Raw genomic sequence first — 25,280 nt, forward strand, 5'->3', positions numbered from 1 at the left:
ACGGGCCGGCTGCTCCACTCCGCCAGCACCGCCGGGCTGACCCCGCTCATGCTCCCGCACCTGCCGGACGAGGTCGCCGAGGCGCTGATCGGCACCACGCTCGACCGGTTCGCTTTCAAGGACGGGGCGCTGCCCAGCTACTCTCCCGCGGGGCTCGAGTTCGACCCGGCCCGCTACTGGCGCGGCCCGAGCTGGGTCAACCTCACCTGGCTCGTCTGGCAGGGGCTCAAGGACCGCCGCCCCGACCTCGGCGCCCTGGTCGCCGAAGGGATGGTCAACGCGGTCGCACGATCGGGCTTCCGCGAGTACTTCGACCCCTTCAGCCTGCACGGCCACGGCAGCCACGACTTCAGCTGGTCAGCCGCCCTCATCCTCGACGTGGTCGCTGAGCACGGCCTGGACGGTCTGCCGGCGTCTGGCCGCGAGGTCGGACAGGAACCGGGGGGCCTCGGCGAACCCGACGACATCGGTGATCACGTGCTCGCGTAGCCGCCCTCCGTACCGCCTGAGCAGGGCGATCGTCTCGTGCGAGAGCCGCTCCCGGTCCCAGGAGTGCGCCAGGCCGCGCGGCACCCGGCCGATCTGGGCGCAGCGCAGCGTCAGCCCGTTGTGGTGGAACTCCTCGCCCAGCCGCACCTCCTGCGCGCCCTGGGTGTAGAAGGCGAGGTCCACCAGCGTGCCCTGGGGGCGGAGCATCCTGAGCCCGAGGGCCAGCGCCCTGGTCTGGCCGCGGCACTGGAACACCACGTCGGCGCCCCGGTCGTCGCGGCCGTGCCGCCAGCGGCGCTTCAGGTCCACGGCGGCATCCTCGTCGGCGGCAAGGACGTTCGCGCCGAGCGCCGCGGCGATCGCCAGCCTGGCCGGGGTCTCGTCCACGACCACGACCTCGGCCGCGTCGCAGGCCATGGCGAAGCACGCCGTCAGCAGCCCTACCACGCCCGCTCCCACGACCGCGACCCGCCGCCCGCGCACGCCGTCACCGAGCCGCTGCACGGCCGGGCCGTGCAGGTCGTGCGCGGCGTGCAGGAGGCCGTTGGCGCAGATCGGGCCCATGTGGGCGACGTAGACGCCGAGCATGGGGTCGAGGTCGTCCGGCAGCTCCACGAACCGGTCGGCCATCGGGTCCGCCACGTACGCCGTGCGATGTCCGTAACACATCGCGACCAGCGCACCCTCGCTCACGGCCCGTGTACGCGTCTCGACCACCAGGCCGACCTGCATGTAGCCGATGCCGCGCACCGGGTAGGCGATCGACGGCGTGCCCTCGGCGAACAGCCCGAGCGCCGGGTCCCAGGTCGAGGACAGGTACGGGTTGGTGCCCTTGACGTAGGTCAGCTCGGTCCCGGCCGAGACCCCGCTGTGGGTGGTGGCCAGCATGAACCCACCCTCGGGAATGCCGGGCAACTTCTCCTCGACCAGGCGCACTTCCCCCGGTGCCTCAATACTGAGCACACTACTCATCCAGCACCACCGGCCTCCGTTCCGCCGCGGACTGTGCGAGGGCCAGCGCCAGGCGGTGCGTCCGCAGCGCCTCCCCGTACGGTACGCGTACGTCGGCGTCCTTACCCTGGACCGCGTTGATGAACTCGCGGTCCACGCGCGTCTTCGCCTGGCCGTCGTCCTCGATCACCCGCCGGCCGTCCACCAGCAGCCGCGTCTCGCTGAGCTCCAGCGCGAGGCCGTCGGCGCACACCTCCAGCCCCACCCGGTGCTTCTGGGTGAGCAGGCAGGAGGTGGCCAGCAGCCCGGCCGCGCCGTCGGCGAAGCGCAGGACCGCCGCCGTGGCCCGGTCCACCTCGCCGTCGCTGTGGTTGGCGGCGGGGACGGCGTGCACCATCGACACCTCGCCCACCAGGACCCGGGCGAGGTCGAGCACGTGGACGGCCTGCTCGACGATCTGGCCGCCGGACATGTTCGGATTCAGCCACCAGGCGACCGGCGGGACCTTGTCCAGCCAGTGGCCCAGGGCGAGCCGTACGGGGCGCTCCGCGAGCAGGTCACGGGCGTGTTCGATGATGTCGAGATAACGCCAGTGATGGCCGACCGCGGTCGGCAGCGATCTCCGTTCGATTTCGGACGCGATGTTTTCTGCGGTTTGGAGGTCGAGCGAAAGAGGTTTTTCCACAAAAAACGGTAGATTACACGCCAGAACATCATGTTCGGGGGTGCCGTGCGCGAAAGGAGGCACGCAGACGTAAACAGCATCGAGACCGCCGGCGCTGAGTAGGTCGGCATGGTCACCATAGGCGGGGGCGCCGTGCTGCGAGGCCAAAGCCTCGGCCCTGTGGAGATCAATGTCGGCGATTCCCGCGATCGAGACATCTGGGAAGCCGGACAGTACATCTGCGTGGCGAGCGGCGACATTTCCGGCACCGATGATGCCGACGTGGGTCATTGGGGACACATTCCGGCATATGCCACATCTGATCGCCATCAAACAAAGAGGTTCAAAGGCGCATAGATCGGGCAGAAGTCGTGACCTCGTGAGATCGGGGCTTACTGCATGGAGAGAAACCTGCGAGCCTTGGCCAGAATCCAGGAATGGTACGGTCCGCACTCGAGCACGGCAGCCGAGTGGCCGGTCGACGCCTTGATGCTGGCCAAGGGATCCACCACGGTAAGTGTCATCCTGCCTGCTCGTGACGAAGAGCGCACCGTGGGTGACATCGTCCGTGTGATCCGCCGCGACCTCGTCGAACGGGTTCCGCTCGTCGACGAGATCCTCGTCGTCGACTCCAACTCGATCGACGCCACCGCCGAACGCGCCCGCGAGGCGGGCGCCCGCGTGGTGGCGCAGAACGAGGTGCTCTCCCACCTGCCGCCCTTGACGGGCAAGGGGGAGGCGCTGTGGAAGGGGCTGGCCGCCTCAAGGGGCGACATCGTCGTGTTCGTGGACGCCGATCTGCTCAACTTCGGCGCCCACTTCGTGTCCGGCCTGGTGGGGCCGCTGCTGGTGGACAGTGACATCAGCTTCGTCAAGGCGACCTACGAACGTCCGTTCACGGGCGAGGACGGCGTGGTCCGCCGCGCCGCGGGTGGCCGGGTGACCGAGCTGGTCGCCCGACCCTTGATCAATATGTTCTGGCCGGAGCTGGCCGGGTTCGCCCAGCCGCTCGGCGGAGAGTACGCGGCCAGGCGCGAGGTCCTGGAGCAGGTGCCCTTCGTCACCGAGTACGGGGTGGAGTTCGGCCTCCTCGTCGACCTGCTCCAGCTCGTCGGGCTGGACGCGATGGCCCAGGTGGACCTGGGCAGCCGCACGCACACACACCAGTCGATGAGCGCGCTCGGCCGGATGGCCGGGCAGATCATGCTCACCGCCTGGTCCCGCCTGGAGCGCCAGGGGCGCGTACTGGCGGCTCAGCGCCCCGCGCACACGATGCTGCAGTTCGGGATCGACGGGGCGGACCTGGTGGACGTGGCCGTGGCGGAGCGACCTCCGCTCGCCTCCCTCGTACAAGAGGAGGATGTGGCATGAAAGTCCTGGTCAACGCGGGGCCGTGGCTCGCGGTCCCGCCCCCTGGCTACGGCGGGATCGAGAACGTCGTGGCCACGCTGGTGCCCGCGCTGCGCGAGCGCGGCGTGGAGGTCGTCCTGGCCTCCGTCGGGTCCAGCACGCTCGAGGTGGACGAGCTGATCAGCGTGTACGACGACGGCCAGTTCACCGAGTTGCAGAAGCCGTACAACCAGGTCATGGGCATCGCGCACGCCCACCAGGCCAGGGTGGCGGCCGAGCTGCGCGCCCGCGGCGATATCGACCTCGTCCACGACCACGTCGAGGTGGTCGGGCCGGCGGTCCTGTCGGCGTTCGGCGGGCCGCCCGTCCTGCACACCCTGCACTGGGACCTGCGCAAGCATCCCGCGTTCTACGGCGCGTTCCCGCCGTCGATCGCGGTCAACGGCGTCTCGGAGTCGCAGCTCGCCCGCGCCCCCGACGCCCTGCGGGCGGCCTCGCTCGGGGCCGTCTACCTGGCCAGCCCGCTCGCCGACCGCGACGTGCGGGTCGATCGGGGCGAGTACCTGCTGGTCATGGGCCGGATCTGCGGGCTCAAGGGCCAGCACGTGGCGGCCAGGATCTGCCAGAAGCTGGGGCTCCCGCTGATCCTGGCGGGGCCGGTCAGCGGCCGGAACACCCCCGCCGAGCTGGACGACGTGGTCCAGAACCCGTACCACCCCCTGCACAGCCATCCCGACGTCCGCTACCACCTCGACCAGGTGTCCCAGTACCTCGACGGGGAGCTGGTCAGGTGGGTCGGCGCCGTGGGCGGCGAGGCCAGGGACCAGCTCTACGCGAAGGCCAGGGCCGCGCTCTTCCCCATCCAGTGGGACGAGCCCGGCGGCACGGCCGTCGTCGAGGCACTCGCGCTCGGGGTGCCGCCGGTCGGGCTGCGCCGCGGCTGCCTGCCCGAGATCATCGACCACGGCCGCACCGGGTTCCTGGCCGACTCCGAGGCGGAGCTGGCGGAGTGGGTGCTGCGGGTGGACGAGATCGACCCGGAGGAGTGCCGCAGAGAGGCCCGCCGCCGGTTCTCACCGTCCGTCATGGCGGAGCGCTACCTGGAGCTGTACGAGGCCGCCACGGCCCGCTGACCTCGTGCCGCGCTGAAGAGGCGCCCGAGCCGGTCGGGGAGCCGGCTCGGGCGCCTCCGCGCGCCGGTGTCAGTCGCGGTGTCAGTCGCGGCGTCAGGCGAAGCCGCGGGGGAGCACGATGACCGGGCAGGGCGAGGCCCGCAGCGCCTTCATGGCCAGCTCGCCCAGGAACACCCGGTGCGGCTGCGCGTCCTCGCTGGCCGCGCAGATCAGCAGCTCGCCCGGCAGCCACTCCACGTCCGCCAGCGCGGCGGTCACGTCGTGGCCCTCGGCCACCTCCGACTCCGCCTCGATCCCGGTGGTCTCCCAGGCCAGCCGCACGGCCAGCGCGAGGTCGTCCCTGAGCTTGCCCGGATCCTCCGTGCGCAGGTCGAGGGTGATCAGCCGGAGCGGGATGCCCAGCCGCAGCGCCGCCTGCGCCATCCGCTCCACCGCCTCGTCGCACTGCGGCCGGTGCACGTACGCCAGCGTCAGGCGCTCGGGCCCGTCGACCGGGACGTACCGGGCGGGCACCAGCATGACCGCCTCGGACGACAGGTGGAGCAGGTGGTTGGAGGTGGCGCCGATGGTGATGCGGCCGTTCCGGCCGCCCTCGGCCGAGCCGACCACGATCAGGTCGGCCCTGATGCGGCTGGCCAGCACCGACAGCCCGCGTCCTGTGCCCCTGCTCTCGTACGTGAGGTAGCCGGCGGGGATCGGGCCGAGCTCCTCCGCCGCGTGCGCCAGATTGGCCTGCGCCTCCACCGCCAGCCCCGGGCTGCCCGGCGGGTAGATCGTGGCGACCGTGAGCTCACCGCCGGTGACCCGGGTGATCGCCGCGGCCAGGGCCAGGGCGTCGCGCCCGCCCGGGTCGTTCGTGTAGCCGACGATCACGTGCTCTCCGATCACGAGAGCCCTCCTACCCGCTCTGAACTGGGAATACGCGGCCTTGATCGGAACGTTGTAAACCATCGGAAGGGCAAAGAAGTGAAGATCACCCTCGACATCAGTTTCACCGGGACCCATGGTCCGGTCACTCTCCGTGAAGCGGTTCAACAGCTCAAAGAGCGAGATCTGGCCTGCACGGTGGCCGCGGACACCGTGGAGCAGAAAGTGACCGTCTTCTCCGCCTGCGTCGAGCGCGGGTTCACGCCGCTCCGCAGCGAGATCATGGCCGCCTACTACGTCGCCGAGCGCGACGCCACCTCCGAGGCGTTCGACCGGGGGCTCATCACCAGGGCCGAGCTGGAGATGCAGCACGCCGCCCTCGCGCGCAAACTTCTTTCTTAGGACATTTCCCGACTTTCGGCCTTATGGTCGAGGCGTTTGACCGCGGGAGTTCGTAAGGTCGTGTCCATTGCCCATTCACGGATTGGACACACGTGTACCGCGACATCGTCGACTTCGCCCTGACCACGCCCGGGTGGCTGCACACCCTTGCCGAAGTCGGGACGGATGCCGGGTTATTCCTGTTCGTGGCGCTGTATGCGGCGGCCGCGTTCCGGGCGTGGCGGGCTCCGGCCCGCGACCTGGCACTGGTGATCGCGGGTCCGGCCGGGGTGGTGTTCGCGTACGTGGTGAGCGAGGTCGTCAAGACCATCGTCAGGGAGGACCGGCCGTGCCGGGGCGGGGTCACGACGATCTCCGCCTGCCCGCCCTCGGGCGACTGGTCCTTCCCCAGCAACCACTCGGTGATCGCGGCCGGGGCCGCCGCCACCCTCGTGCTCGCCTGGCGGGCGCTCGCGTGGGTGGTGCTGCCGCTGGCCGCGGTCATGGCCTTCTCCCGCGTCTTCGTGGGCGTGCACTATCCGCACGACGTGGCCGCGGGGTTCCTGCTCGGCCTGGCGCTGGCGCCGCTGTTCGCGCTGCTGTCGGTGGGGGCCGTCACCCCCGCGGTACGGCTTGCGAGAACCCGTCTGTCGCCTCAATGAGCCGGTCCAGGATGCCCGGCTCGCTGAAGGCGTGCCCGGCGTCGTGGATCATGTGGAAGTCGGCCTCGGGCCAGGCCTTGTGCAGGTCCCAGGCGGTGGCCGCGGGCGTGCAGGCGTCGTAACGGCCCTGCACGATCACGGCGGGGATGTGCCGGATCTTGTCGACGTCCCTGATGAGCTGCTCGGGCTCGAACCAGCCGCTGTGGTGGAAGTAGTGGTTCTCGATGCGGGCGAAGCAGATGGCGAGCTTGTCCTCGCCGAACGACGCGACGAGCTCGGGGTCGGGCAGCAGCGTGATCGCGCCCGCCTCCCACTGCGCCCACGCCTTGGCCGCCGCCAGCCTGGCCTCCCCGTCCTGCCCTTCGAGCCGCCTGCGGAAGGCGGCCATGAGATCGCCGTGCTCCTCGGCGGGGATGGGCGCGAGGAACGACTCCCACCGGTCGGGGAACAGGTAGGAGGCGCCGTCCTGGTAGAACCAGTGCAGCTCGTGGGGCCGCAGCGTGAAGATCCCCCGCAGGATCAGCTCGGTCGTGCGGTCGGGGTGCCGCTGCGCGTACGCCAGGGCCAGCGCGCTGCCCCACGAGCCGCCGAAGACCTGCCACCTGTCGATGCCGAGGTGCTCGCGCAGCTTCTCCATGTCGGCCACGAGGTGCCAGGTGGTGTTGGCGGCGAGGTCGGTGGCGGGGTCGCTGGCGTGAGGCAGGCTGCGGCCGCAGTTGCGCTGGTCGAACAGGACGATCCGGTAGCGTTCCGGGTCCCACTGGCGCCGGTGCTTGGCCGAGCACCCGCCGCCGGGGCCGCCGTGCAGCATGACAGCGGGCTTTCCCTCGGGATTGCCGCAGACCTCCCAGTAGATCTGGTTGCCGTCTCCCACGTCGAGCAGGCCAGACTCGTAGGGTTCGATGGGCGGGTACAGCGTTCTCATAGTCTCCGATCCTGCCTCATTCCGGCGGCCCGTAGGGTGATCGCATGGAGCTGGTGACGATCGACGACATTCGGACGGCGGCCGGGCGGATCAGGGGCGTGGCGGTGCGGACGCCGCTCGTGCGGATGGGCGAGGCGTGGGTGAAGCCCGAGAGCCTGCAGCCCGTCGGGGCGTTCAAGCTCCGGGGCGCGTACAACGCCGTGGCCTCGCTGCGGCCCGACGGCGTGGTCACGCACTCGTCCGGCAACCACGGGCAGGCCCTCGCCTTCGCGGCCAGGGAGTTCGGGGTGCCGTGCGTGGTCGTCGTGCCCGAGGGGACGCCCCGGGTGAAGACGGCGGCCATCGAAGGATGGGGTGCCGAGGTCGTCGTCGTGCCGCCGGAGCAGCGGGAGGTCGTGGCCGAGAAGCTGGCGGCGGAGCGGGGGCTGACGCTGGTGCCGCCCTACGACCACCGGGCGGTGATCGCGGGGCAGGGCACCGTCGGGCTGGAGATCGTCGAGGATCTGCCCGACGTCGAGGTGGTGCTGGTGCCGGTGGGCGGCGGAGGGCTCGCGTCCGGGGTCGGCACGGCCGTCAAGGCGCTGCGGCCCGACGTCCGGGTGATCGGGGTCGAGCCGGAGCTGGCCGCCGACGCCGCCGAGAGCCTGGCCGCCGGCCGCCCCGTGGAGTGGGGGACGGCCCGGACGTTCCGGACCGTTGCCGACGGGCTGCGTACGGCGCTGTCCGAGCTGACCTTCGCGCACATCAGCCGCCGGATCGACGAGATCGTCACCGTGTCGGAGGACGAGATCAAGGCCGCCATGGGGCACCTGGCGCGCTCGGCCCGGCTGGTGGCCGAGCCGAGCGGGGCGGTCACCACGGCGGCGCTGCTGTCCGGCCGGGTCGCGACCGGGCGCACGGTGGTCGTGCTGTCCGGGGGGAACGTGGACCCCGAGCTGTACAGGCAGGTGATCTAGGAGGCCCACTCGTGGCGCGTCAGGAACGAGCGGTCGCCCGTGGCGTACTCGTTGAAGGCGGCCTGCACCTCCGCCAGCTCCGGCACCATGGTCCGGATGAGCGTGCCCTCCTTGTACTCCAGCTCGTAGCCGGGTGACACCTGCAGGAAGTGCCGCCCGAAGTTGACCAGGGCCACGAACGGGTTCTGTGCCGTCAGCGTGGCGAGGACGTCGTGGACCAGGCCGAGGTCCGGGTCGTGGACGAGCATGCCGTCGCCCGTGTGGAGCTGCATGCCCTCGTAGACCCCCAGGGGCGCCACGTTGTGCACCAGGTCGCGCTGAGGGTCGTAGCAGACCAGCCCGTGCGCCCGCGCGATCGTGAACACCTGCGCGGACATCTCGTCCATCGTGTCCAGGTCCATCGTCACCAGCACATGGCCCGGGTAGATCGTGACCTCCCCGGGCATCTCCTTGGCGACGTCGGGTGCCTCCCCGGTCACAGGGGAGTCCCGCTTGACCGCCAGATAGGTGGCGCGGGCCTGGTCCCTGCTGATGGGCACCGGCTCGTCCCACACCATCAACTCAACGCTCATCGGTCCATCTTGACGGACAAGCACCGTACTCGCGCGACACGGCACCCATGTACCGGAAAGCCGTGCCGGACAAAGTTACGCGGGCTTCTCCGAATCCGGCACCAGCTCGACCGTGCAGGCGGCGCATCGCCGGGCCTCGGCGGGGATGTCGGTGAGGCATTCGGGGCACTGCTTGGTCGTGGCGTCCTTGTTCCGGTCGAGCAGGCTGATCAGCCGGGTCATCGGGGCCACGATCAGCCAGTACACGACGGCGGAGACCATCAGGAAGGTGACGAGGTGGTTGAGGAAGTCGCCGTACTTGAACCGGCTGCCGTTGACGGTGAAGGAGTAGTCGGCGAAGTTCGGCTGCCTGCCGCCGGTGACGGCGCCGATCAGCGGAGTGATCAGGTCGGAGACGAGCGCCTGCACCAGGCCGCTGAAGGTGGCGCCGACGATCACCGCCACGGCCAGTTCGACGATGTTGCCGCGAAGTAAGAAGCTCTTGAAGCCGCCCATGGCACCACCACGTTGCCGGGATCGGCGCCGGCAAACCATGCTTTGAGCGTCGGCCGCCTCTGATGCCGCGCCGTCGGGGACGGCTCACCTCGTTCAACTGGAATAACGACCTGGTGAGGATGGGAAGGAACAAAGCGGCTTGTCCGGGTGAGCGGGGGAACGGAACATGGGGAGAGACCGCAAGGGAGCCTCGATGATCGAGATCTGGCCGGGAGACCCCTATCCGCTCGGGGCGACCTACGACGGCGCGGGCACGAACTTCTCGCTCTACACCGAGGTCGCGGACGCCGTCGAGCTGTGCCTGTTCGACGAGGACAACGTCGAGTCGCGGGTGCCGCTGACCGAGGTAGACGGGTTCATCTGGCACGGCTACCTGCCGGGGATCGGGCCGGGCCGGCGCTACGGCTACCGCGTCCACGGCCCGTACGACCCGGCGCGCGGGCTGCGCTGCAACCCGGCCAAGCTGCTGCTCGACCCGTACGCCATGGCCATCGAGGGCGGCGTGGCCTGGAACGAGGCGGTCTACGGCTACCGGTTCGGCCAGCCCGACACGCGCAACGACGCCGACTCGGCCCCGTACGTGCCACGGTCCATCGTGATCAATCCGTTCTTCGGGTGGGGGCACGACCGGCCGCCCGCGACGCCGTACCACGACACCGTGATCTACGAGGCCCACGTGCGGGGGTTGACGGTCAGCCACCCCAAGATCCCCAAGCACCTGCGCGGCACGTACGCGGCGCTCGGCCACCCCGAGATCCTCGACCACCTCACCAAGCTCGGCGTCACGGCGCTGGAGCTCATGCCGGTGCACCAGTTCGTGACCGACCACATCCTGGAGCAGCGCGGCCTGTCCAACTACTGGGGCTACAACTCGATCGGGTTCTTCGCGCCCCACAACCGCTACTCCAGCCAGGGGCAGCGCGGCGGGCAGGTGCTGGAGTTCAAGGCCATGGTCAGGGCGCTGCACGAGGCGGGCATCGAGGTCATCCTCGACGTGGTCTACAACCACACCGGCGAGGGCAACCACCTCGGGCCCACGCTGGGGCTCAAGGGGATCGACAACCCCGACTACTACCGGCTGGTCGACAACGACCCGCGCTACTACGTGGACACCACGGGCACGGGCAACAGCCTGCTCATGCGCTCGCCGCACGTCCTGCAGATGATCATGGACTCGCTGCGCTACTGGGTCATCGAGATGCACGTCGACGGGTTCCGCTTCGACCTCGCCTCGACGCTGGCCCGGGAGCTGCACGAGGTCGACCGGCTGAGCTCGTTCTTCGACCTGGTGCAGCAGGACCCGGTGCTGTCGCAGGTCAAGCTGATCGCCGAGCCGTGGGACGTGGGGCCGGGCGGCTACCAGGTCGGGAACTTCCCGTCGCGGTGGACGGAGTGGAACGGCCGCTACCGCGACACGATCCGCGACCTGTGGCGCGGGCAGCCGGCCACGCTGCCCGAGTTCGGGTCCAGGTTCACCGGGTCGAGCGACCTCTACCAGGACGACAGCCGCCGTCCCGCGGCCTCGATCAACTTCGTCACCTGCCACGACGGCTTCACCCTGCAGGACCTCGTCTCGTACAACGGCAAGCACAACGAGGCCAACAAGGAGGGCAACCGCGACGGCACCGACGACAACCGGTCCTGGAACTGCGGCGAGGAGGGCCCGGCGGACGACCCCGTCGAGGCGCTGCGCGAGCAGCAGAAACGCAACTTCCTGACCACGCTCTTCCTGTCGCAGGGCGTGCCGATGCTCTCCCACGGCGACGAGCTCGGCCGCACGCAGAAGGGCAACAACAACGGCTACTGCCAGGACAACGAGCTGACCTGGGTCGACTGGTCCGACGTGCGGGAGAACTGGCTGCTGCTGGAGTTCACGCAGAGCCTGGCCGCGCTGCGCAAGCGGCATCCGGTCTTCCGCCGCAGGCGCTTCTTCTACGGCAAGCCGGTACGCGGGCTCAACGACATCGCCTGGCTCACACCGTCCGGGGAGGAGATGACGGACGGCGACTGGAACGTCGGATACGCGAAGTCGCTGGCCGTGTTCCTCAACGGCGACGCCATCACCGAGCCCGACCGGCGGGGCCGCCCGATCAGGGATGACTCGTTCCTGCTGCTGTTCAACGCGCACTACGACACGATCAAGTTCACGATCCCCAAGGACTACGGCGAAATGTGGCACACGGAGATCGACACCGCCATGCCGATCATGCTCGACGCGCCGATGTGCCGCGGCGGGGAGGCCATCGAGGTGCCCGGACGCAGTGTGCGGGTGTTGCGCCGTGTCTAGGCCGGCCTCCACCTACCGGGTGCAGCTGACCCCCGACTTCGGCTTCGCCCAGGTGGCCGAGATCGCCGGCTACCTGCGCGATCTCGGCGTGAGCCACGTCTACCTGTCGCCGATCCTGCAGTCCACGCCGGAGTCGCGGCACGGTTACGACGTCACCGACCACTCCAGGATCAGGGAGGAGTTCGGCGGGGCGACGGGGTTCAGGGAGATGGCGCAGCAGCTCGCGGCCCATGACCTGGCCATCGTGGTGGACATCGTGCCCAACCACATGAACACGGTCAACGCGCAGTTCTGGTCCGTGCTCAAGGACGGGCCCGCCTCGCCGTACGCGAGCTGGTTCGACATCGACTGGCAGGACGGGAAGGTCGCGCTGCCCGTGCTCGGCGACGACACGGAGCCGTACGTGCACGGCGACGTGGTGCGTTACCACGGGCACACCTACCCCTATCCCGGCCACTACCGGCTGGTCGACTGGCGCGAGGGGCCCGGCTACCGGCGCTTCTTCGACGTGTCCTCCTTAATCGGCCTGCGGGTGGAGGACCCGTCGGTGCTGTTCGCCACGCACGAGGTGATCTTCTGGCTGCTCGACGAGGGGCTGGTGGACGGGCTGCGGGTCGACCATCCCGACGGGCTGGCCGATCCGCGGGGCTACCTGGAACGGCTGCGCGCCAGGGTGGGCGAGACCTGGACCGTGGTCGAGAAGATCCTCATCGGGCCCGAGCGGCTGCCGGGCGACTGGGCCTGCGACGGCACCAGCGGCTACGACGTGCTCAACCGGGTGAACGGGCTCTTCGTCGATCCCGATGGCAAAGCCCCACTCGTCCAGCTTTTTGCCGACATAACTGGGCAGCCTTCCGAGTACCGGCCCGTGATGGCGCAGGCCAAGCGGGAGGTGATCGACCTGTTCTTCGGCGCCGAGGTCGCGCGCCTGGCCGGGGCCGCCGCGCAGGACCCCGCCGCCGTGCGCGAGCTGCTCGCCGCGATGCCGGTCTATCGCGCGTACGTGGTGCCCGGCGAGCCGCCGCCGCCCGAGTCCGTCGAGATCGTCGAGCTGGCCGCCGAGGCGTGTTCGCCCGCCGTGCTGCCGCTGGCCCGCGAGGTCCTGTACGGCCCGGACGAGGCGGTCGTACGGTTCCAGCAGGCGTGCGGGCCCGTCATGGCCAAGGGCGTGGAGGACACGGCGCTCTACCGGTGGTATCCGCTGGCGTGCCTCAACGAGGTGGGCGGGGAGCCGGACGCGTTCGGGGTGGCGGTGGAGGACTTCCACGACTTCTGCGCCGAGCTGCGGCCGTACACGATGACCACGCTGTCCACGCACGACACGAAGCGGTCGGAGGACGTGCGGGCGCGGCTGTCGGTGTTGTCGGAGCTGCCCGAGGAGTGGGCCGCGGCGGTGGCGTCGTGGTCGGCCTCAGTGCGCTTCGATCCCCATCTGGACTATCTGGGCTGGCAGAACCTCATGGCGGCCTGGCCGATCTCGGTCGAGCGGTTCACGGATTACCTGCTCAAGGCGGCGCGGGAGGCCAAGACCGCCATTTCCTGGATAAATCCGGATCCGTCCTATGAGCGTGGGTTGCGGGAGTTTGCGGCTGCGGCGGTGCGGCAGCCGGTCGGCGAGTTCACCGCGCGGATCGAGCCCTACGCCATGTCCAACTCGCTCGGGGCCAAGCTCGTGCAGCTCATGATGCCCGGGGTGCCCGATGTGTACCAGGGCAACGAGACGACCGACTTCTCGCTGGTCGATCCGGACAACCGGCGGCCGGTGACGTACCCCCGCAAACCCGAGACCGCGTGGGACGCGGCCAAGCTGCTGGTGACGGCGCAGGCGCTGCGGCTGCGCCGCCGTCTCGGGGGAGCGGCGCCGTACCGGCCGCTGTGGGCGGAGGGGCCGGCGGCGTCGCACGTGATCGCCTTCGCCCGCGGGGAGCGGCCGCAGGCCGTCGCGGTCGCCACCCGGCTTCCCGCGCGCCTGGCCCGGTGCGGATGGGGCACCACGTCCCTGACGCTGCCCGGCGGGACCTGGCGGGACCTGCTCACCGGCGGCCTCTACACGGGGCGGACCCCGCTCGCGCACCTGCTCGGTCAGTATCCGGTCTCACTGCTGGAGCGACATGATCTTTGAGGTCTGGGCACCGAAGGCCACGGCTGTCGAACTGTTCGCCGCGGGCGGACCTCACGCGATGTCGCGTGGGGAAGGGGGCTGGTGGTCGGTCGAGGTGGCGGGGGCCTCGCACGGCACGCGGTACGCGTACCAGGTGGACGGCGAAGGGCCGTACCCGGATCCGCGGTCGCGGCGGCAGCCGGACGGGGTCTTCGGGCAGAGCGCCGTGTACGAGCACGCTCGCTTCACGTGGTCCGACCACGAGTGGAAGGGCCGCGACCTGCGGGGGGCGGTGATCTACGAGCTGCACGTGGGGACGTTCACGTCGGAGGGGACGTTCTCGGCGGCCATCGAGAAGCTGCCGCACCTGGTGGAGCTGTCGGTCGACTTCGTCGAGGTCATGCCGGTCGCGCCCGTGCCCGGGGGGCGGAACTGGGGATACGACGGGGTGGATCTGTACGCCGTCAACGAGACGTACGGGGGGCCTGACGGGCTCAAGTCGTTCGTGGACGCGTGCCATCAGGCGGGGATCGGGGTCATCCTGGACGTCGTCTACAACCATCTCGGCCCGTCGGGGAACTTCCTGCACCCCTTCGCCCCCTATTTTTCCGGATTTAAGGGCAGTTATTGGGGTGATGCGGTCAATTTGGACGGGCCGGGCTCCGACGAGGTGCGGCGGTACTTCATCGGCAACGCGGTGCAGTGGCTGCGCGACTACCACATCGACGGGCTGCGGCTGGACGCCGTACACGCGCTGCACGACCGCCGCGCCGAACACCTGCTGGCGGAGCTGTCGGGGGAGGTGGACGCGCTGGCCTGCTCGCTCGGCCGCCCGCTGTCCCTGATCGCCGAGTCCGACCTGAACGACCCGCGCATGGTGCGCTCGCTCGACGCCGGCGGCCTGGGCATGACCGCCCAGTGGTGCGACGACATCCACCACGCCCTGCACTGCGCGGTGAGCGGGGAGTCCCACGGCTACTACGCCGACTTCGCCTCCCTGTCGGCGCTGGCCAAGGTGCTGACCTCAGGGCTGCTCCACGACGGCGCCTACTCCTCCTTCCGCGGCCGCTCCCACGGACGTCCCTTCACGGGCGTACCCGGCCACCGGCTGGTCGCCTGCCTCCAGAACCACGACCAGATCGGCAACCGCCCCGGCGGCGACCGCCTGCCCGTCCCCGCGCTCAAGCTGGGCGCGGGCCTGCTGCTGACCTCGCCGTTCACCCCCATGCTCTTCATGGGGGAGGAGTGGGGGGCCCGCACGCCGTTCCTGTTCTTCTCCGATCACATGGAGACCGCGTTGCGGGAGAGCGAGGCGGCGCGCCGGGAGCGGGAGTTCGAGGGGTTCGGGTACGTCTGGGACGCGCCCGACCCGTCGGACGAGGACACCTTCCTGCGCTCGAAACTGGACTGGAGCGAGGTGAAGGAGGAGGAACACTGGTCGCTGCTGTGCTGGTACCGCGACCTGATCGCTCTGCGCAAGGCCCTGCCCGAGCTGTCCGACCCGCGCATGGACCGGGTCAGGGTGGAGGTGGATCCGCTGGGGAAGTGGCTGGTGATGTGGCGGGGGGCGCTGGCGGTGGCGGTGAACTTCGCCCAGGAGTCGGCCACGGTACCGGTGCCGTCCGGGACGGTGCTGCTGGCCTCGGACGACCCCGTCATGGCGGACGGCCGCTCCCTGCGCCTTCCCGCCCAATCCATGGCCATCTGCAAGCCCCACGCGGCTCAGTGACAGCCATTCGTGGTGGGGGCGTAGGGCGTCAGACGGGTTCTCCGGCGCGGCCCGACCACGCGGTGCCGCTGGCCGGCATCCGTAGCGCGCCTCCCGGCCCCACCCCGGGACCGCCCTGTCTGTCCCCGGCCCCCGCCCTCACCGGCAACCGGGCCCCTGCACCATTCCTCACGCTCTCCGCGCGCCTGCCCCGAACCTCCCAGCGCGGGCTACCCAGCGCGAGCCTGCGCAACGGGGGCCTGTCTTGCACGGGGGCCTGTCTAGCACTGGGACTTGCCCAGCACTGGGACCTGCCCAGCGCTCGGGCCTGCCCCGGGCTGGGCAGGCCCGACTCGGCCAAGATCTCATTCGCTAGGGATAGCGGCGCTTCTCGTAGTCGTCGATGACCTTGCCCAGCTTGGCGAGCTTCTCGCTGAACCAGACGTTCTCGGCGCCCGTCGGCGGGCGGTTGGAGTCCACGTACTGGTAGCCGAGGTTGGAGAACATGGTGACGACGTAGGTGCGGCCTCCCTTGCCGGGCAGGGCCTTCACGATGCCCGCGTCAGCGCCGGAGTTGTTCACCCAGCCATTCTTGTGGGCGTACGTCACCTCGGCCGCGTCGTTGCACGGCCGTACGTCGCGGCCGTACGCGATGCCCTGGCCGGGGATGGTCACGGTGCCGTCGGCGCCGATCCAACGCGAGGGCGTGAGCTGCGGGATGCCCGGGGCAGGGTAGGCAGCGCCACACCAGTTGGTGGTCGACAAGGTGAGGTTCATGCCCTGGTCGCCGAGCTTGCTCTTGAAGAACTCGCGGGAGGCGTCGCTGAGGACGGCGGCGGTGACGCCGGTGCCGTCGGGAGCCGTCCACAGTGTGCCCAGGCCGCCGTTGACCAGCATCAGCAGCTTGGCCGTGTCGAGCGAGCTCATGGTGACGGGGTTGCCCCACCGGCCGCCGGTGTTCGGGTTGGTGTTCTTCAGCTGCAGCGTCTCCAGGCCCAGGTCCTGGAAGGTCTGGTTGAGGCCGTCGACCGCGCCGCGGTCGTGCAGCAGCTTGACCATGGCACAGGCGGCGTTGTTGGACGACCAGGTGAGCGCGGCGTCCAGGTAGCCGCGGACCGTGTTGCTGCTGGCCGGGCCGCACAGCGAGCTGATCGGCGCGATCGGCTCGTAGTTGTAGGTGTCGTCGAGCGAGATCTGGCCCTGGTCCACGAGGCGCAGCACCCCGAAGGCCGCCATCAGCTTCAGCACCGACGCGGGGTACGGGCTCATGAAGTCGATGGAGGCGTTCTCGCGGCCCGGCACCACGTCGATGGTGCCCTGGCCGTGGTTGGCGTACCAGCCGGCGTCGTCCCACTGGCGCCAGCGGACGTCGGTGGTGTGCAGATTGCGGTCGACCGGTACGACCTTCCCGTCCGGATACTGCGGGCTCATCAGCACGGTGCCCGAGGAGACGGGGCGGCCCGCCCGGTTCAGCTCGATGACGGTCAGGTCGATCTGCGGCTGCTGCGAGATCGGCTCGGCCGCCGCGACGGCCGCGAGCAGGTCAGCCTTCTTCGGCGGCTTCCTGGCCTCCTTGTCGACGTTGTCCTGCCGCAGCGCGTTCAACTCGGCCGCGCCGGTCGGCGGATTGGTGTCCAGGACCTGCTCGAACTGCAACTGGTCGAGGGCCCGGCGTAAGTGATGCGCGAGCACGCTCGCGGAGTCGTCCTCTGCCGCCGCGGCCGGAGGCGGCGCGACCAAACCACCCAGCAGTACGGCTGCGGCGGCGAGCCCGGCGAGACCTCGACTTCGATTTCTGGATCTTGAGAGGTTCACCGCGCCACTCTAGCCAGCGAGCGAACCGGCGGCGCAAAACTACGTCACCTGAGTGTTGACGAGCAGCGCCATCCTCCGGCCCGCCAAGCGCACGGCCGACTCTTCCAGCACGTCACGCTCACCGATGCAGACTACGAGCCTGGTGACCGGCCACTCACAGCTGCCGGAGCGGAGCGCCGTCCACAAGGGCGAGCACAGCCCCCAGGCATTATCCACAGAACCCCGTTCCACTCCACCCAAGGCCCCCGCGATCACCGATGATCCTGAGTGCCTCACCAACCCCGACCCCCCAAACGCCCGCTGACACCCCCAGCCGGCCGGACACCCCCAGCCGGTCGGACACTCCCGGCCGGTCGGACGCCCCCGGCCGGCCGGACACCTCCAACCGGCCAGACACCTCCAACCGGTCGGTCACCTCAACCGGCCGGACACCCCCAACTCGCGAGAGGCCCCCAACCAGCCGGACACCTCAACCGGCCCGACACCCCAACACGCCAGACACCCACATCACGCCCGAGAGCCAGACATCACGCCCGAGAGCCCCAACTCGCCCGAGGTTTCGGATACGTCCCGGACACCCCCAACACCACTACACCCCCCAACACCATGGGCGCCCTCAGCACCCGCCAACATCGCAAGCCCCCAACATCGCGGCTTCCATACCGCGACACCACCAACAGCGCCACGCCGCGACCCCCTAACCCCGCGACGACCCTCAACGCCCCCAAAGCACCAACGCCCCAAAGGACCAAAACCGCTCAAACCATCAACACCCTCAACACGCCCAAACCCACCAACACCCTCAACACCACGGTTCGTGCGGAGCCAGAGACAACCCGGAGTACATTCACCATGAAGATCATCCTGCCGTTGCCCGCCACGCTGACCTCCCTCTTCATCGTGGCCACGGAGCGCCTGCCGTTCGACGTCGACTCCTTCGTGCCCTGGCGCATAGCCGGCCCGTACAGAAGAGCCGCGATCACCGCAGCAGGCAGCGGCTCCTTGGCGGTGACCCACCACCAGACTCCCTGGAAACCAACCGCGACCAACCTCACAAGCGAGGAAAGACGCCGCCTACGCCGCACCGGCCAACACGTGGTGGTGTCCACGACCGCACCCCCGCACAAGCTTCCGACCAGCATTCAGACGGCGAGAGCGACGGCCCGGGCCCTGGCGAGGGAGTGCGACGGCCTCCTGATCGACCCGCTGACAGGCGCCACCATCCTCACCTGCGGAAGATGCGCAGGCGAGCCCCCGGACTTCCGCCTCGCCGATGACTGGCTGTCCTGGGACGTTCAGGTCCACGACGCGGCGACCTGTCCACCCTGGGACCCGTCCGACATGGGCGTGTGCGACTGCCTGCGCGTCACATCCCGAGGCCTGCGCCGCTTCGCCCTCCCCGAGATCACCCTCGACGGCGCCGCCTGCGCCCACAACCTGTGCGCGACCAACCTCCTCCGCACAGTGGCCCACCGCCTCGTCACAGACCACCTGGCCTACGTAGCCACTCACCCGGAGGCCACCGATCGCAAGATCGACGACTTCCTCCAGATAAGCCCCACAGACCAGCCGGACGGCGGCCTCCCTTTCGGCGTCCAGCTAACGCCGTACGACGCGGAACAGGGCGAACTGGGCCGCACAGGCACCATCCGCCGCCTCAAGATCGGCCCACCGCCAGGCGCCGGCCAGATCACCTGCCTGAAGGTCGGCCCACCATCCGGCTTCCCCGGCTCCCTGAACGACTGGCTATGCGCCACCCAAAAACCCGCCCACCCCCCACTCACCTTGATCAGCTACCACCCCCCAACCCCACCCACCCCCTCACTCCCAGCCCCAATAGCTCCAGTACCCCTGACCTCGCCCCACCCCCTGGAACCAATTCGAGCCGTCCGGCAAGCTCCGCCCACGGAGCCGACGCCAGCAGCCCCAATCCTGGCCGTGGCACCGACTCCGACCCCCGCTCATCCCCTACGCGCGGAGGTCGAACGTGCAGCAGCCTGAGCCCGACCCTGTGCCCCTGTGCCCCTGTGCCCCTGTGCCCCAGCGACCCAGGCGCGACCCGGCTCCGGCGTCGACGGACACCCTCCTCTTACGCACTCACGTGCAGGAGAGAGCAAGGGAAGGACAGGAGTGATGCCTGATCTGACCGGATTTGTTAATAAAAGTGCATGCTCGTCCTGAACCGAATCGAGACATTCGACCGTCCAAGTGACGTGATCCCCTTTGAGATGATCGATGAAGATCTGCGTACAGCGCGTCAGCGGGCGCGTCGCTGGGAGGGGCTGAGCGAGCGCCACACGGCGGTCATCGCCCTCGTGAGAAAGGCCCGGCGGGAGCTCGATGCGGTCGAGGTGTGGGATCAAGAGCAGCTAGCCGTCGCGGAAACGAGGCTGGGCGCGTACGCGTCCGCGCTCGCGGAGGTGGAACGGGACCTGGCCGAGGTGGGTCCGGCGCGGGAGCTCTACGAGGAGTTGCTGGCACGTGAAGAGCAGCGAGTGGCCGCATCGGCCGATCCCCGGGGCGCCGAGCTGCTGGAGATCGGGCGGTTGCTCGCCGAGCTGGATGTGGAGCTACCTGCTCGGGAACGGGCCCGTGCCGCCGGTCTCGCGGCCCTGCACGGCCGGGGGACGGTGGGCGAGTTCGTCCGGCAGGTGGAGGCACTCGGCCTGATGGCGGAAGACGGCATTCAGGGGATGAGTGGTGTCCGGCAAGTCGCGGAGCAGCTCGAGGACCGTTGCCGGGTGCTGGTGCGGCTGCGTGACAGGTTGCAGGCTCGCCGAGAGGAGTTGCTGCTCGGCTGAGCCAGGCCTGCGTGGTCTATCTATCCCGTTCGAGATCGGTTGGACCAGCAGCTGAGGCCCACTGAGCGAGTTGGGCTAGTGCAGTGATCGAATGCACTCGCCACCAGCCACCAGCCACCAGCCACCAGCCACCAGCCAACGGCCACAGCCAACGGTCACGGGCAACGGTCACGGGCAAGGGCAACGGGCAAGGGCAACGGGCAACGGGCAACGGCCACGGGCAACGGCCACGGGCAACGGCCACGGGCAACGGCCACGGGCAACGGCCACGGGCAACGGGCAACGGGCAACGATCCCCCAGCCATTGGCCAACCAGCGTCGGCCAACCGGCGTCGGCTAACGGACATCGGCTAACGGCAACCAGCCAACGGTCCCCATCCATCGGCCTCCAGCCATCCCCAGGAGAGGGGCCCAGCAGGGCTACGGCAGGAAGGTTGGGCAGAAGGGCTGGCGGAGGGCTCCGGTAGAGGTCCCGGTCCTGGGCGCTGGGAGAGGCTCCGGCAGAGGGCCCTGTCAGCGGGGACCGGCAGAAGGGGCCAACAATCCGGCATTTAGGGAGTCGCGCTCAGTGATGCACGTGCGTGCTCATGGGGGCCGGTCTTCCGGAAGGTGCTGTTTCGGTGGGTTACGGCTGCCCGTGGAGCAGGGGTGGGGCGGCCGTGGGGCCAGCGGTCGGTGTATGGCTCGGGACCTGTTCGACGTGGGTCGGGCGGGATGGCTCGGGACCTGGCCCGAGGTCGTCGGGTGGATGGCTCGGGACCTGGTTCGAGCTGGTCGGGTTCATGCCTCGGGACCTGGACGGCCACAGGGCGCGGAAGTCGGGGCGGGGTCCGGCCGCGGCGGTTCGAAGTGGTCGGGTGGCATGGCTCGGGACCTGGTTCGAGCTGGTCGGGTTCATGCCTCGGGACCTGGACGGCCACAGGGCGCGGAAGTCGGGGCGGGGCCCGGCCGCGGCGGTTCGAAGCGGTCGGGTGGCATGGCTCGGGTCTGGCCCGAGGTGGTCGGGTGGGATGCCTCTGGACCTGGTTCGAGGTGGTTAGGGGATTGGGATCTGGTTTGAGGTGGCCCGGGCGGATGGCTCGGAATCTGGTTTGGGGTGGTTGGGGGATGGGTTGGGATCTGCTCTGAGTGGTTGGGGGATGGCTGCTAGCGGCTGAGGAGTTGGGTCATGATCTGGTCGAGGGTGGCTGCCGGGTTTGGGACAGGGCCGGGGGAGCGCCAGGCTACGTAGCCGTCCGGTCGGACCAGGACGGCGCCGCCCCCGCTGACGCCGTACCGCTTCCGGAAGTGTCCCTCCACGTCCTTCAGTTCCTCGTCCACCACCAAGCGCGTGAGCTGGACGCCGAGGCGCTCCTTGACCAGACGTCCGGCGTCCATCCAGGCCTGGCCGCCCTGTCTGTCGGCCAGCAGTACGAAGCCGGAGCCGAAGAGGTCGATGGTCGAGATGCGCTGGCCTTCCCAGTCGAGCACCACGTGTGGGGCGCGGCTGCCCGGACGGCCGGTGGGTACGCGTGGGTCCTCCAGGATGGAGCCGTCGTCGCCGGGTTCGTCCAGGATGGCTGTGGAGTGGTAGCGGTATCCGATGATGACGCTCATGAAGTCCTCGAGGGGCTCCGGGTAGCCGACGCGGGCGGTTGGAGGCATGCGTACGCCGAGGTTGGCGAGCTGGGCGTCGGCCGTCAGCGTGCCGATCGGGCGGCGTTCGGCGTCGTACGTGTCGAGGAAGTCGGGCCCGGCCTGGCCTGTGACGACGAGCCAGAGCCGCCAGGCGAGGTCGCAGCCGTCCTGGAGCGCGGTGCTGCCGCCCTGCCCGCCGGTCGGTGGCATGGTGTGGGCCGCGTCCCCGGCGAAGAACACCCGGCCGGCGCGGTACGTGTCGGCCACCACGTGCCCCAGAGTGAACGACGTCTTGTCCAGTAACTGGACGTTCAGGTCGGGTTGGTCGGCCGCGATGCGTACCAGCTCTCTGCAGCGTTCCTCGGTGAAGTCGGCTTCGCTCTGGCCGTCGGAGTAGTTGACGCCCAGCACGTGCGCCCCGACGCCGGTGCCGGTCACGATCACGCCGGTGAAGAGCTCGTTCTGCAGGTACCAGAGTGTGACCTCGCGTTCGCGTACCAGCCCGCTCAGGTCCGCGTCGAACATGATCGAGCACATCCGGCCCAGCTCACCCTTGCCTGAGGTGGGGACGTTCAGGAGGCGGCGGAGCGGGCTCCGGTAGCCGTCCGCGGCGACCACGTAGTCCGCCCGTACGAGGCGGTCGCCGTCGGCGTCGCGGATCAGCGCGGTCACGCCGTCCTCGTCCTGTTCCAGCGAGACCAGCTCGGTGGAGAAGCGCAGGTCGGCGCCCAGCTCCTCGGCCGTGTACCGCAGTAGTTGCTCGATCGCGGCTTGGGGCGCCCCCACCTGCGCCGCCGGGGTGATGTCGGCCAGGAAGGCCATCTCCTCCTGCTCGTCGTTGATGATCATGTGGGGGTTCGGGTCGGCCAGGCTCTTGGCGATCGCTATGCGCATGTTGTCCCCGATGCCTGCCCAGGTCTCGCGGAGCTCCTGCTCGATGCCGGGTACGGGGCGCAGCAGCTCGATGGCTCGCGGGCCGACACCGAACGCCTTGGGTTGGATCGAGGTGCTTGGGTGCTTCTCCACCAGCATGACGGGTACGTCGCGCCAGGCCAGGAGTGTTGCCGTGCTCAGGCCTGCGTACCCACCGCCCACCACCAGGACGGGAACCCGCTCTTGTTCCATGCTTGCCCACCTCCGGGAACGCGTAGTATCGCGTCTATGGTCGAGGACACGATATGTCGCGTTAGGGGAGGCGGTCAAGACATATCGCGTTTTGAGGGTGAGGGCTGGGGGTGGGGATGTGAACTTGGGGTCCGCGGGGTGTGGGGGTGCTGGGGTGCGGGGGTACCGGGGTGCGGGGTGTGCACGGCCTGGGCGGCGCCGGAGGGGGTTGTGGCTGGGGGGTGCCTGCGGCCCGGCCTGTGCTGGGAGGTTGTGAGTGGCGGGGGGTGCGGACGCGGCTGGCGCGGGGTGGGGTGCGCGGTGGGTGCCGATGTTGTGGGGGTGGGGTGGACCCGCGCTTGGGTGCGCGGGTCCCGTGGGTTGATGGGTGGGTGTGGGCGGTTGGGGTCAGTGGACCAGGCCTGGGACCAGGGTTTTTCCGTAGTTGCGTAGGGCGAAGAGTTCTCGGGTCTTGCCGGTTCGTACGTCCATGGCATAGACCGTCGGCTTGGGTCCGCGTGGTGACTCGGGGGTGGCGACCACGGTCACCTCGGTGGAGTTCAGCCAGCCGCCGAGCCCCGACGGCTGGAGCCCTTCCGGGATGCCGGAGATCGGGACTCGGGTTTCGCGGCCGCCCCGCATCGGGTCGAAGACGACGATCGAGCCGTCCAGTTGCACCATCGGGCGGCGGTTCGGGTCGTAGGTCTGGCCCAGTCGGGTGAGGGTGCGGCCGTCGGGGGCGAGGGCGCTGTAGTCGTACGTGAAGTCCGGGATGGTGATCGGGTCGTGGCCGAGCACCTGCACCTGGCTGGAGTTCTCGTACGGCTTGACGAGCACGACGGGGCCGGATCCGTCCGACACGCTCACCGGCCACCAGCCGCGCGGGAGGTCGGACACCGTGCCCCGCTCCACGTCCACCAGCTTGTTGGGCTCCCGCCGCCCGCCCCAGCTCGACACGATGAACCGCAGCCCGCTGGGCGACAGCCGCAGGGTGTGTTCGGCTGAGCGCGAGAAGTCCTCCGCGGGCTGCTTCAGCGGGGACTTCCAGGTCTTGCCGCTCGCCAGGTCGCGCACCACGATCGTGCGCTGCTTCGAGCTGTAGTACGCCAGCCGGCGGCCGTCCGCCGTGACCGCCAGGGGGCCGGTCTCCGGTGCCGCGGTCAGTTCGTAGGTGTCGCCGTCGCGGGTCACGAGCCGCCAGGCGTTCTTCGCGCACGCGGTGGTGCGGCATTCCGGCCGGTACGCCTGTTCGATCGGCTCGACACCTTCCGAGGGCAGCGGAGAGACCGTCGTCTCCGGCGGGGTGAGCACGATCGGGGGCTCGGGGCGTAGCTGCTGGAGGAGCACGGTGCCGCCGCCCGCGACGAGGCAGGTCGCCGCGGCGATGGCCACGGCCAGGCGGGTGGCGCGCCGACGGCGGGCGCCCCGCACCGCCTGGGCCGCCAGATCGACGGCGGGCGCCTGTTCGGCCAGCGCGTGCAGGTCTTCGCGCAGCGGGTTCACCGGTACACCTCCTGGGGGACGAGCGCGCGCAGTTTCGACAGCGCATAGTGGGTCTGGCTCTTGACGGTGCCGACCGAGACGCCCAAGAGCTGCGCGGTCTCGTGTTCGGTGCGATCTTCGTAGAAGCGCAGCACGATCAGCGCCCGCTGCTTCGGCGTGAGCCGTGCCAGTGCGTGGAGCAGGGCGATCCGGCGCACGGTCGCCTCGTCGTGCGGCTGTCCGGACGCCGCGAACTCCGGCAGTTCGGCCTCAGAGAGCTCGATCCGCTTGCGCTTGCGCCAGGAGATGGTCTGGTTCACCAGGGCTTTGCGCGCGTACGCCTCGGGGTTGCCACCCTTGGCGAGCTTGGCCCAGTGGGAGGCGACGCGCGTGAGGACCGTCTGCAACAGGTCCTCGGCGAGGTGGGCGTTCCCGGTGAGCAGGTACGCCGTCCGCATCAGCGATTGCTGGCGGGTTCGTACGAACTCGTGGAACCCCTCGTAACGGTCCATGCATAAAACAACTTCGCCGAAGGGTCCAAGGTTGGAAAATCGGTTATTCGGAGAGGTGGCGTTCCAGGGACTCGAGCTTGCTGGTCATCCCGTCGGTGACCCCCTGCCGGAGATCGGCCTTGAGCACCAGGCTGACCCGGGGCGCGACCTCCGCCACCGCGTCCACCGCGCGCTTCACCACGTCCATGACCTCATCCCATTCGCCCTCGATCGTGGTGAACATGGCGTCCGTACGGTTGGGCAGGCCGCTGTCGCGGACCACCTTGACGGCGCGGGCGACGGGCTCGGCGACTCCCTCGCCGACGCCCAGCGGGGTGATGGAGAATGCGATGATCACTGCGTGCCTCCTTGCGGCGGGCCGGAGGGTACCGATCTTAACGAGCCGTCGAGTCTCGACAGCCGCCAGGT

The 25,280-nt window shown here is 69.7% G+C and carries 22 protein-coding genes; 10 read left to right on the forward strand and 12 right to left on the reverse strand.

Going from position 1 to position 25,280, the window contains the following annotated elements:
- Positions 1-357 precede the first annotated feature (357 nt).
- Both AB0L65_RS14300 and AB0L65_RS14305 read right to left on the reverse strand, forming a co-directional pair.
- The gene (locus AB0L65_RS14300) at positions 358-1,461 is read right to left on the reverse strand and encodes a zinc-binding alcohol dehydrogenase (protein WP_364244634.1); all 1,104 of its coding nucleotides are present in this window, start codon (positions 1,459-1,461) and stop codon (positions 358-360) included.
- Complete coding sequence (locus AB0L65_RS14305) at positions 1,454-2,338, reverse strand: Gfo/Idh/MocA family oxidoreductase (RefSeq protein WP_364244817.1); 885 nt, start codon at positions 2,336-2,338, stop codon at positions 1,454-1,456. Before AB0L65_RS14305 ends, AB0L65_RS14300 begins: the two co-directional genes overlap by 8 nt.
- Between AB0L65_RS14305 and AB0L65_RS14310 the strand changes: the two genes are divergently transcribed.
- Genes AB0L65_RS14310 through AB0L65_RS14320 form a run of 3 tightly spaced genes read left to right on the forward strand, consistent with a single transcriptional unit; the run spans position 2,285 to position 4,587 of the window.
- Positions 2,285-2,461 (forward strand): hypothetical protein, encoded by a 177-nt coding sequence (locus AB0L65_RS14310; protein WP_364244826.1) that lies wholly within the window; start codon positions 2,285-2,287, stop codon positions 2,459-2,461. The genes AB0L65_RS14305 and AB0L65_RS14310 overlap by 54 nt on opposite strands.
- Positions 2,462-2,503: 42 nt before the next feature.
- A complete protein-coding gene (locus tag AB0L65_RS14315) occupies positions 2,504-3,475 on the forward strand; it encodes a glucosyl-3-phosphoglycerate synthase (protein ID WP_364244637.1) in 972 nt (323 codons plus the stop codon).
- Entirely contained in the window at positions 3,472-4,587 is a 1,116-nt protein-coding gene (locus AB0L65_RS14320; protein WP_364244640.1) for a glycosyltransferase, read from the forward strand. Before AB0L65_RS14315 ends, AB0L65_RS14320 begins: the two co-directional genes overlap by 4 nt.
- 93 nt (positions 4,588-4,680) lie before the next feature.
- Here the strand turns inward: AB0L65_RS14320 and AB0L65_RS14325 are convergent, their stop codons facing one another.
- A complete protein-coding gene (locus AB0L65_RS14325; protein ID WP_364244642.1) occupies positions 4,681-5,475 on the reverse strand; it encodes a universal stress protein in 795 nt (264 codons plus the stop codon).
- Between the two features lie 78 nt (positions 5,476-5,553).
- Here AB0L65_RS14325 and AB0L65_RS14330 point away from each other — a divergent pair, with 78 nt between their 5' ends.
- Together AB0L65_RS14330 and AB0L65_RS14335 are read left to right on the forward strand one after the other, a co-directional pair.
- Positions 5,554-5,856: a hypothetical protein gene (locus AB0L65_RS14330; RefSeq protein WP_364244645.1), complete on the forward strand. Its 303-nt coding sequence runs from the start codon at positions 5,554-5,556 to the stop codon at positions 5,854-5,856.
- A 92-nt stretch (positions 5,857-5,948) separates the two neighbouring features.
- The gene (locus tag AB0L65_RS14335; RefSeq protein WP_364244648.1) at positions 5,949-6,497 is read left to right on the forward strand and encodes a phosphatase PAP2 family protein; all 549 of its coding nucleotides are present in this window, start codon (positions 5,949-5,951) and stop codon (positions 6,495-6,497) included.
- Here the strand turns inward: AB0L65_RS14335 and pip are convergent.
- A complete protein-coding gene (gene pip / locus AB0L65_RS14340) occupies positions 6,451-7,422 on the reverse strand; it encodes a prolyl aminopeptidase (RefSeq protein ID WP_364244650.1) in 972 nt (323 codons plus the stop codon). The two genes, AB0L65_RS14335 and pip, sit on opposite strands and share 47 nt — an antisense overlap.
- Before the next feature lie 44 nt (positions 7,423-7,466).
- Here pip and AB0L65_RS14345 point away from each other — a divergent pair, with 44 nt between their 5' ends.
- Positions 7,467-8,378, forward strand: coding sequence for a threonine/serine dehydratase (locus tag AB0L65_RS14345; RefSeq protein WP_364244653.1), 912 nt, complete (start codon positions 7,467-7,469; stop codon positions 8,376-8,378).
- On the opposite strand, the gene AB0L65_RS14350 is transcribed toward AB0L65_RS14345, so the two are convergent.
- Together AB0L65_RS14350 and mscL are read right to left on the reverse strand one after the other, a co-directional pair.
- Positions 8,375-8,950, reverse strand: coding sequence for a hypothetical protein (locus tag AB0L65_RS14350; protein ID WP_364244656.1), 576 nt, complete (start codon positions 8,948-8,950; stop codon positions 8,375-8,377). The two genes, AB0L65_RS14345 and AB0L65_RS14350, sit on opposite strands and share 4 nt — an antisense overlap.
- Positions 8,951-9,025: 75 nt before the next feature.
- On the reverse strand, positions 9,026-9,445 hold the full coding sequence (mscL, locus tag AB0L65_RS14355; protein ID WP_350729947.1) for a large conductance mechanosensitive channel protein MscL: 420 nt from the start codon (positions 9,443-9,445) through the stop codon (positions 9,026-9,028).
- A 193-nt stretch (positions 9,446-9,638) separates the two neighbouring features.
- Between mscL and glgX the strand changes: the two genes are divergently transcribed.
- The 3 genes from glgX to treZ are packed head-to-tail and all read left to right on the forward strand — an operon-like array spanning position 9,639 to position 15,562.
- Positions 9,639-11,732, forward strand: coding sequence for a glycogen debranching protein GlgX (glgX, locus tag AB0L65_RS14360; protein WP_364244660.1), 2,094 nt, complete (start codon positions 9,639-9,641; stop codon positions 11,730-11,732).
- A complete protein-coding gene (treY, locus tag AB0L65_RS14365; protein ID WP_364244662.1) occupies positions 11,725-13,854 on the forward strand; it encodes a malto-oligosyltrehalose synthase in 2,130 nt (709 codons plus the stop codon). Before glgX ends, treY begins: the two co-directional genes overlap by 8 nt.
- Positions 13,844-15,562: a malto-oligosyltrehalose trehalohydrolase gene (treZ, locus tag AB0L65_RS14370; protein WP_364244665.1), complete on the forward strand. Its 1,719-nt coding sequence runs from the start codon at positions 13,844-13,846 to the stop codon at positions 15,560-15,562. The genes treY and treZ overlap by 11 nt, the downstream gene beginning before the upstream one ends.
- Positions 15,563-15,913: 351 nt before the next feature.
- On the opposite strand, the gene AB0L65_RS14375 is transcribed toward treZ, so the two are convergent.
- Positions 15,914-17,356 carry a serine hydrolase gene (locus AB0L65_RS14375; RefSeq protein WP_364244668.1) on the reverse strand — a complete coding sequence of 481 codons (1,443 nt, stop codon included), beginning with the start codon at positions 17,354-17,356 and terminating at the stop codon, positions 15,914-15,916.
- A 758-nt stretch (positions 17,357-18,114) separates the two neighbouring features.
- Positions 18,115-18,465 (reverse strand): hypothetical protein, encoded by a 351-nt coding sequence (locus AB0L65_RS14380; protein WP_364244670.1) that lies wholly within the window; start codon positions 18,463-18,465, stop codon positions 18,115-18,117.
- A 1,059-nt stretch (positions 18,466-19,524) separates the two neighbouring features.
- Here AB0L65_RS14380 and AB0L65_RS14385 point away from each other — a divergent pair.
- Complete coding sequence (locus AB0L65_RS14385) at positions 19,525-20,157, forward strand: hypothetical protein (protein ID WP_364244673.1); 633 nt, start codon at positions 19,525-19,527, stop codon at positions 20,155-20,157.
- Between the two features lie 1,146 nt (positions 20,158-21,303).
- Here AB0L65_RS14385 and AB0L65_RS14390 read toward each other — a convergent pair.
- The 4 genes from AB0L65_RS14390 to AB0L65_RS14405 form a co-directional block, all read right to left on the reverse strand.
- Positions 21,304-22,899 (reverse strand): FAD-dependent monooxygenase, encoded by a 1,596-nt coding sequence (locus AB0L65_RS14390; protein WP_364244675.1) that lies wholly within the window; start codon positions 22,897-22,899, stop codon positions 21,304-21,306.
- 387 nt (positions 22,900-23,286) lie between these two features.
- Positions 23,287-24,381: a hypothetical protein gene (locus AB0L65_RS14395; protein ID WP_364244678.1), complete on the reverse strand. Its 1,095-nt coding sequence runs from the start codon at positions 24,379-24,381 to the stop codon at positions 23,287-23,289.
- Positions 24,378-24,872, reverse strand: a complete 495-nt coding sequence (locus AB0L65_RS14400; RefSeq protein WP_350729965.1) for a SigE family RNA polymerase sigma factor — start codon at positions 24,870-24,872, stop codon at positions 24,378-24,380. Before AB0L65_RS14400 ends, AB0L65_RS14395 begins: the two co-directional genes overlap by 4 nt.
- A 43-nt stretch (positions 24,873-24,915) precedes the next feature.
- Positions 24,916-25,209, reverse strand: a complete 294-nt coding sequence (locus AB0L65_RS14405) for an MTH1187 family thiamine-binding protein (RefSeq protein ID WP_364244681.1) — start codon at positions 25,207-25,209, stop codon at positions 24,916-24,918.
- Positions 25,210-25,280 lie beyond the last annotated feature (71 nt).

The organism is Nonomuraea sp. NPDC052116, from assembly GCF_040680035.1.
GTDB lineage: Bacteria > Actinomycetota > Actinomycetes > Streptosporangiales > Streptosporangiaceae > Nonomuraea > Nonomuraea angiospora_A.

Excerpts from the sequence above, each read along its gene's own strand:
- AB0L65_RS14300 (WP_364244634.1), bottom strand. The coding sequence starts at position 1,461 with ATGAGTAGTGTGCTCAGTATTGAGGCACCGGGGGAAGTGCGCCTGGTC.
- AB0L65_RS14315 (WP_364244637.1), top strand. The coding sequence starts at position 2,504 with ATGGAGAGAAACCTGCGAGCCTTGGCCAGAATCCAGGAATGGTACGGT.
- AB0L65_RS14320 (WP_364244640.1), top strand. The coding sequence starts at position 3,472 with ATGAAAGTCCTGGTCAACGCGGGGCCGTGGCTCGCGGTCCCGCCCCCT.
- pip (WP_364244650.1), bottom strand. The coding sequence starts at position 7,422 with ATGAGAACGCTGTACCCGCCCATCGAACCCTACGAGTCTGGCCTGCTC.
- AB0L65_RS14345 (WP_364244653.1), top strand. The coding sequence starts at position 7,467 with ATGGAGCTGGTGACGATCGACGACATTCGGACGGCGGCCGGGCGGATC.
- AB0L65_RS14350 (WP_364244656.1), bottom strand. The coding sequence starts at position 8,950 with ATGAGCGTTGAGTTGATGGTGTGGGACGAGCCGGTGCCCATCAGCAGG.
- mscL (WP_350729947.1), bottom strand. The coding sequence starts at position 9,445 with ATGGGCGGCTTCAAGAGCTTCTTACTTCGCGGCAACATCGTCGAACTG.
- glgX (WP_364244660.1), top strand. The coding sequence starts at position 9,639 with ATGATCGAGATCTGGCCGGGAGACCCCTATCCGCTCGGGGCGACCTAC.
- treZ (WP_364244665.1), top strand. The coding sequence starts at position 13,844 with ATGATCTTTGAGGTCTGGGCACCGAAGGCCACGGCTGTCGAACTGTTC.
- AB0L65_RS14385 (WP_364244673.1), top strand. The coding sequence starts at position 19,525 with ATGCTCGTCCTGAACCGAATCGAGACATTCGACCGTCCAAGTGACGTG.
- AB0L65_RS14390 (WP_364244675.1), bottom strand. The coding sequence starts at position 22,899 with ATGGAACAAGAGCGGGTTCCCGTCCTGGTGGTGGGCGGTGGGTACGCA.
- AB0L65_RS14400 (WP_350729965.1), bottom strand. The coding sequence starts at position 24,872 with ATGGACCGTTACGAGGGGTTCCACGAGTTCGTACGAACCCGCCAGCAA.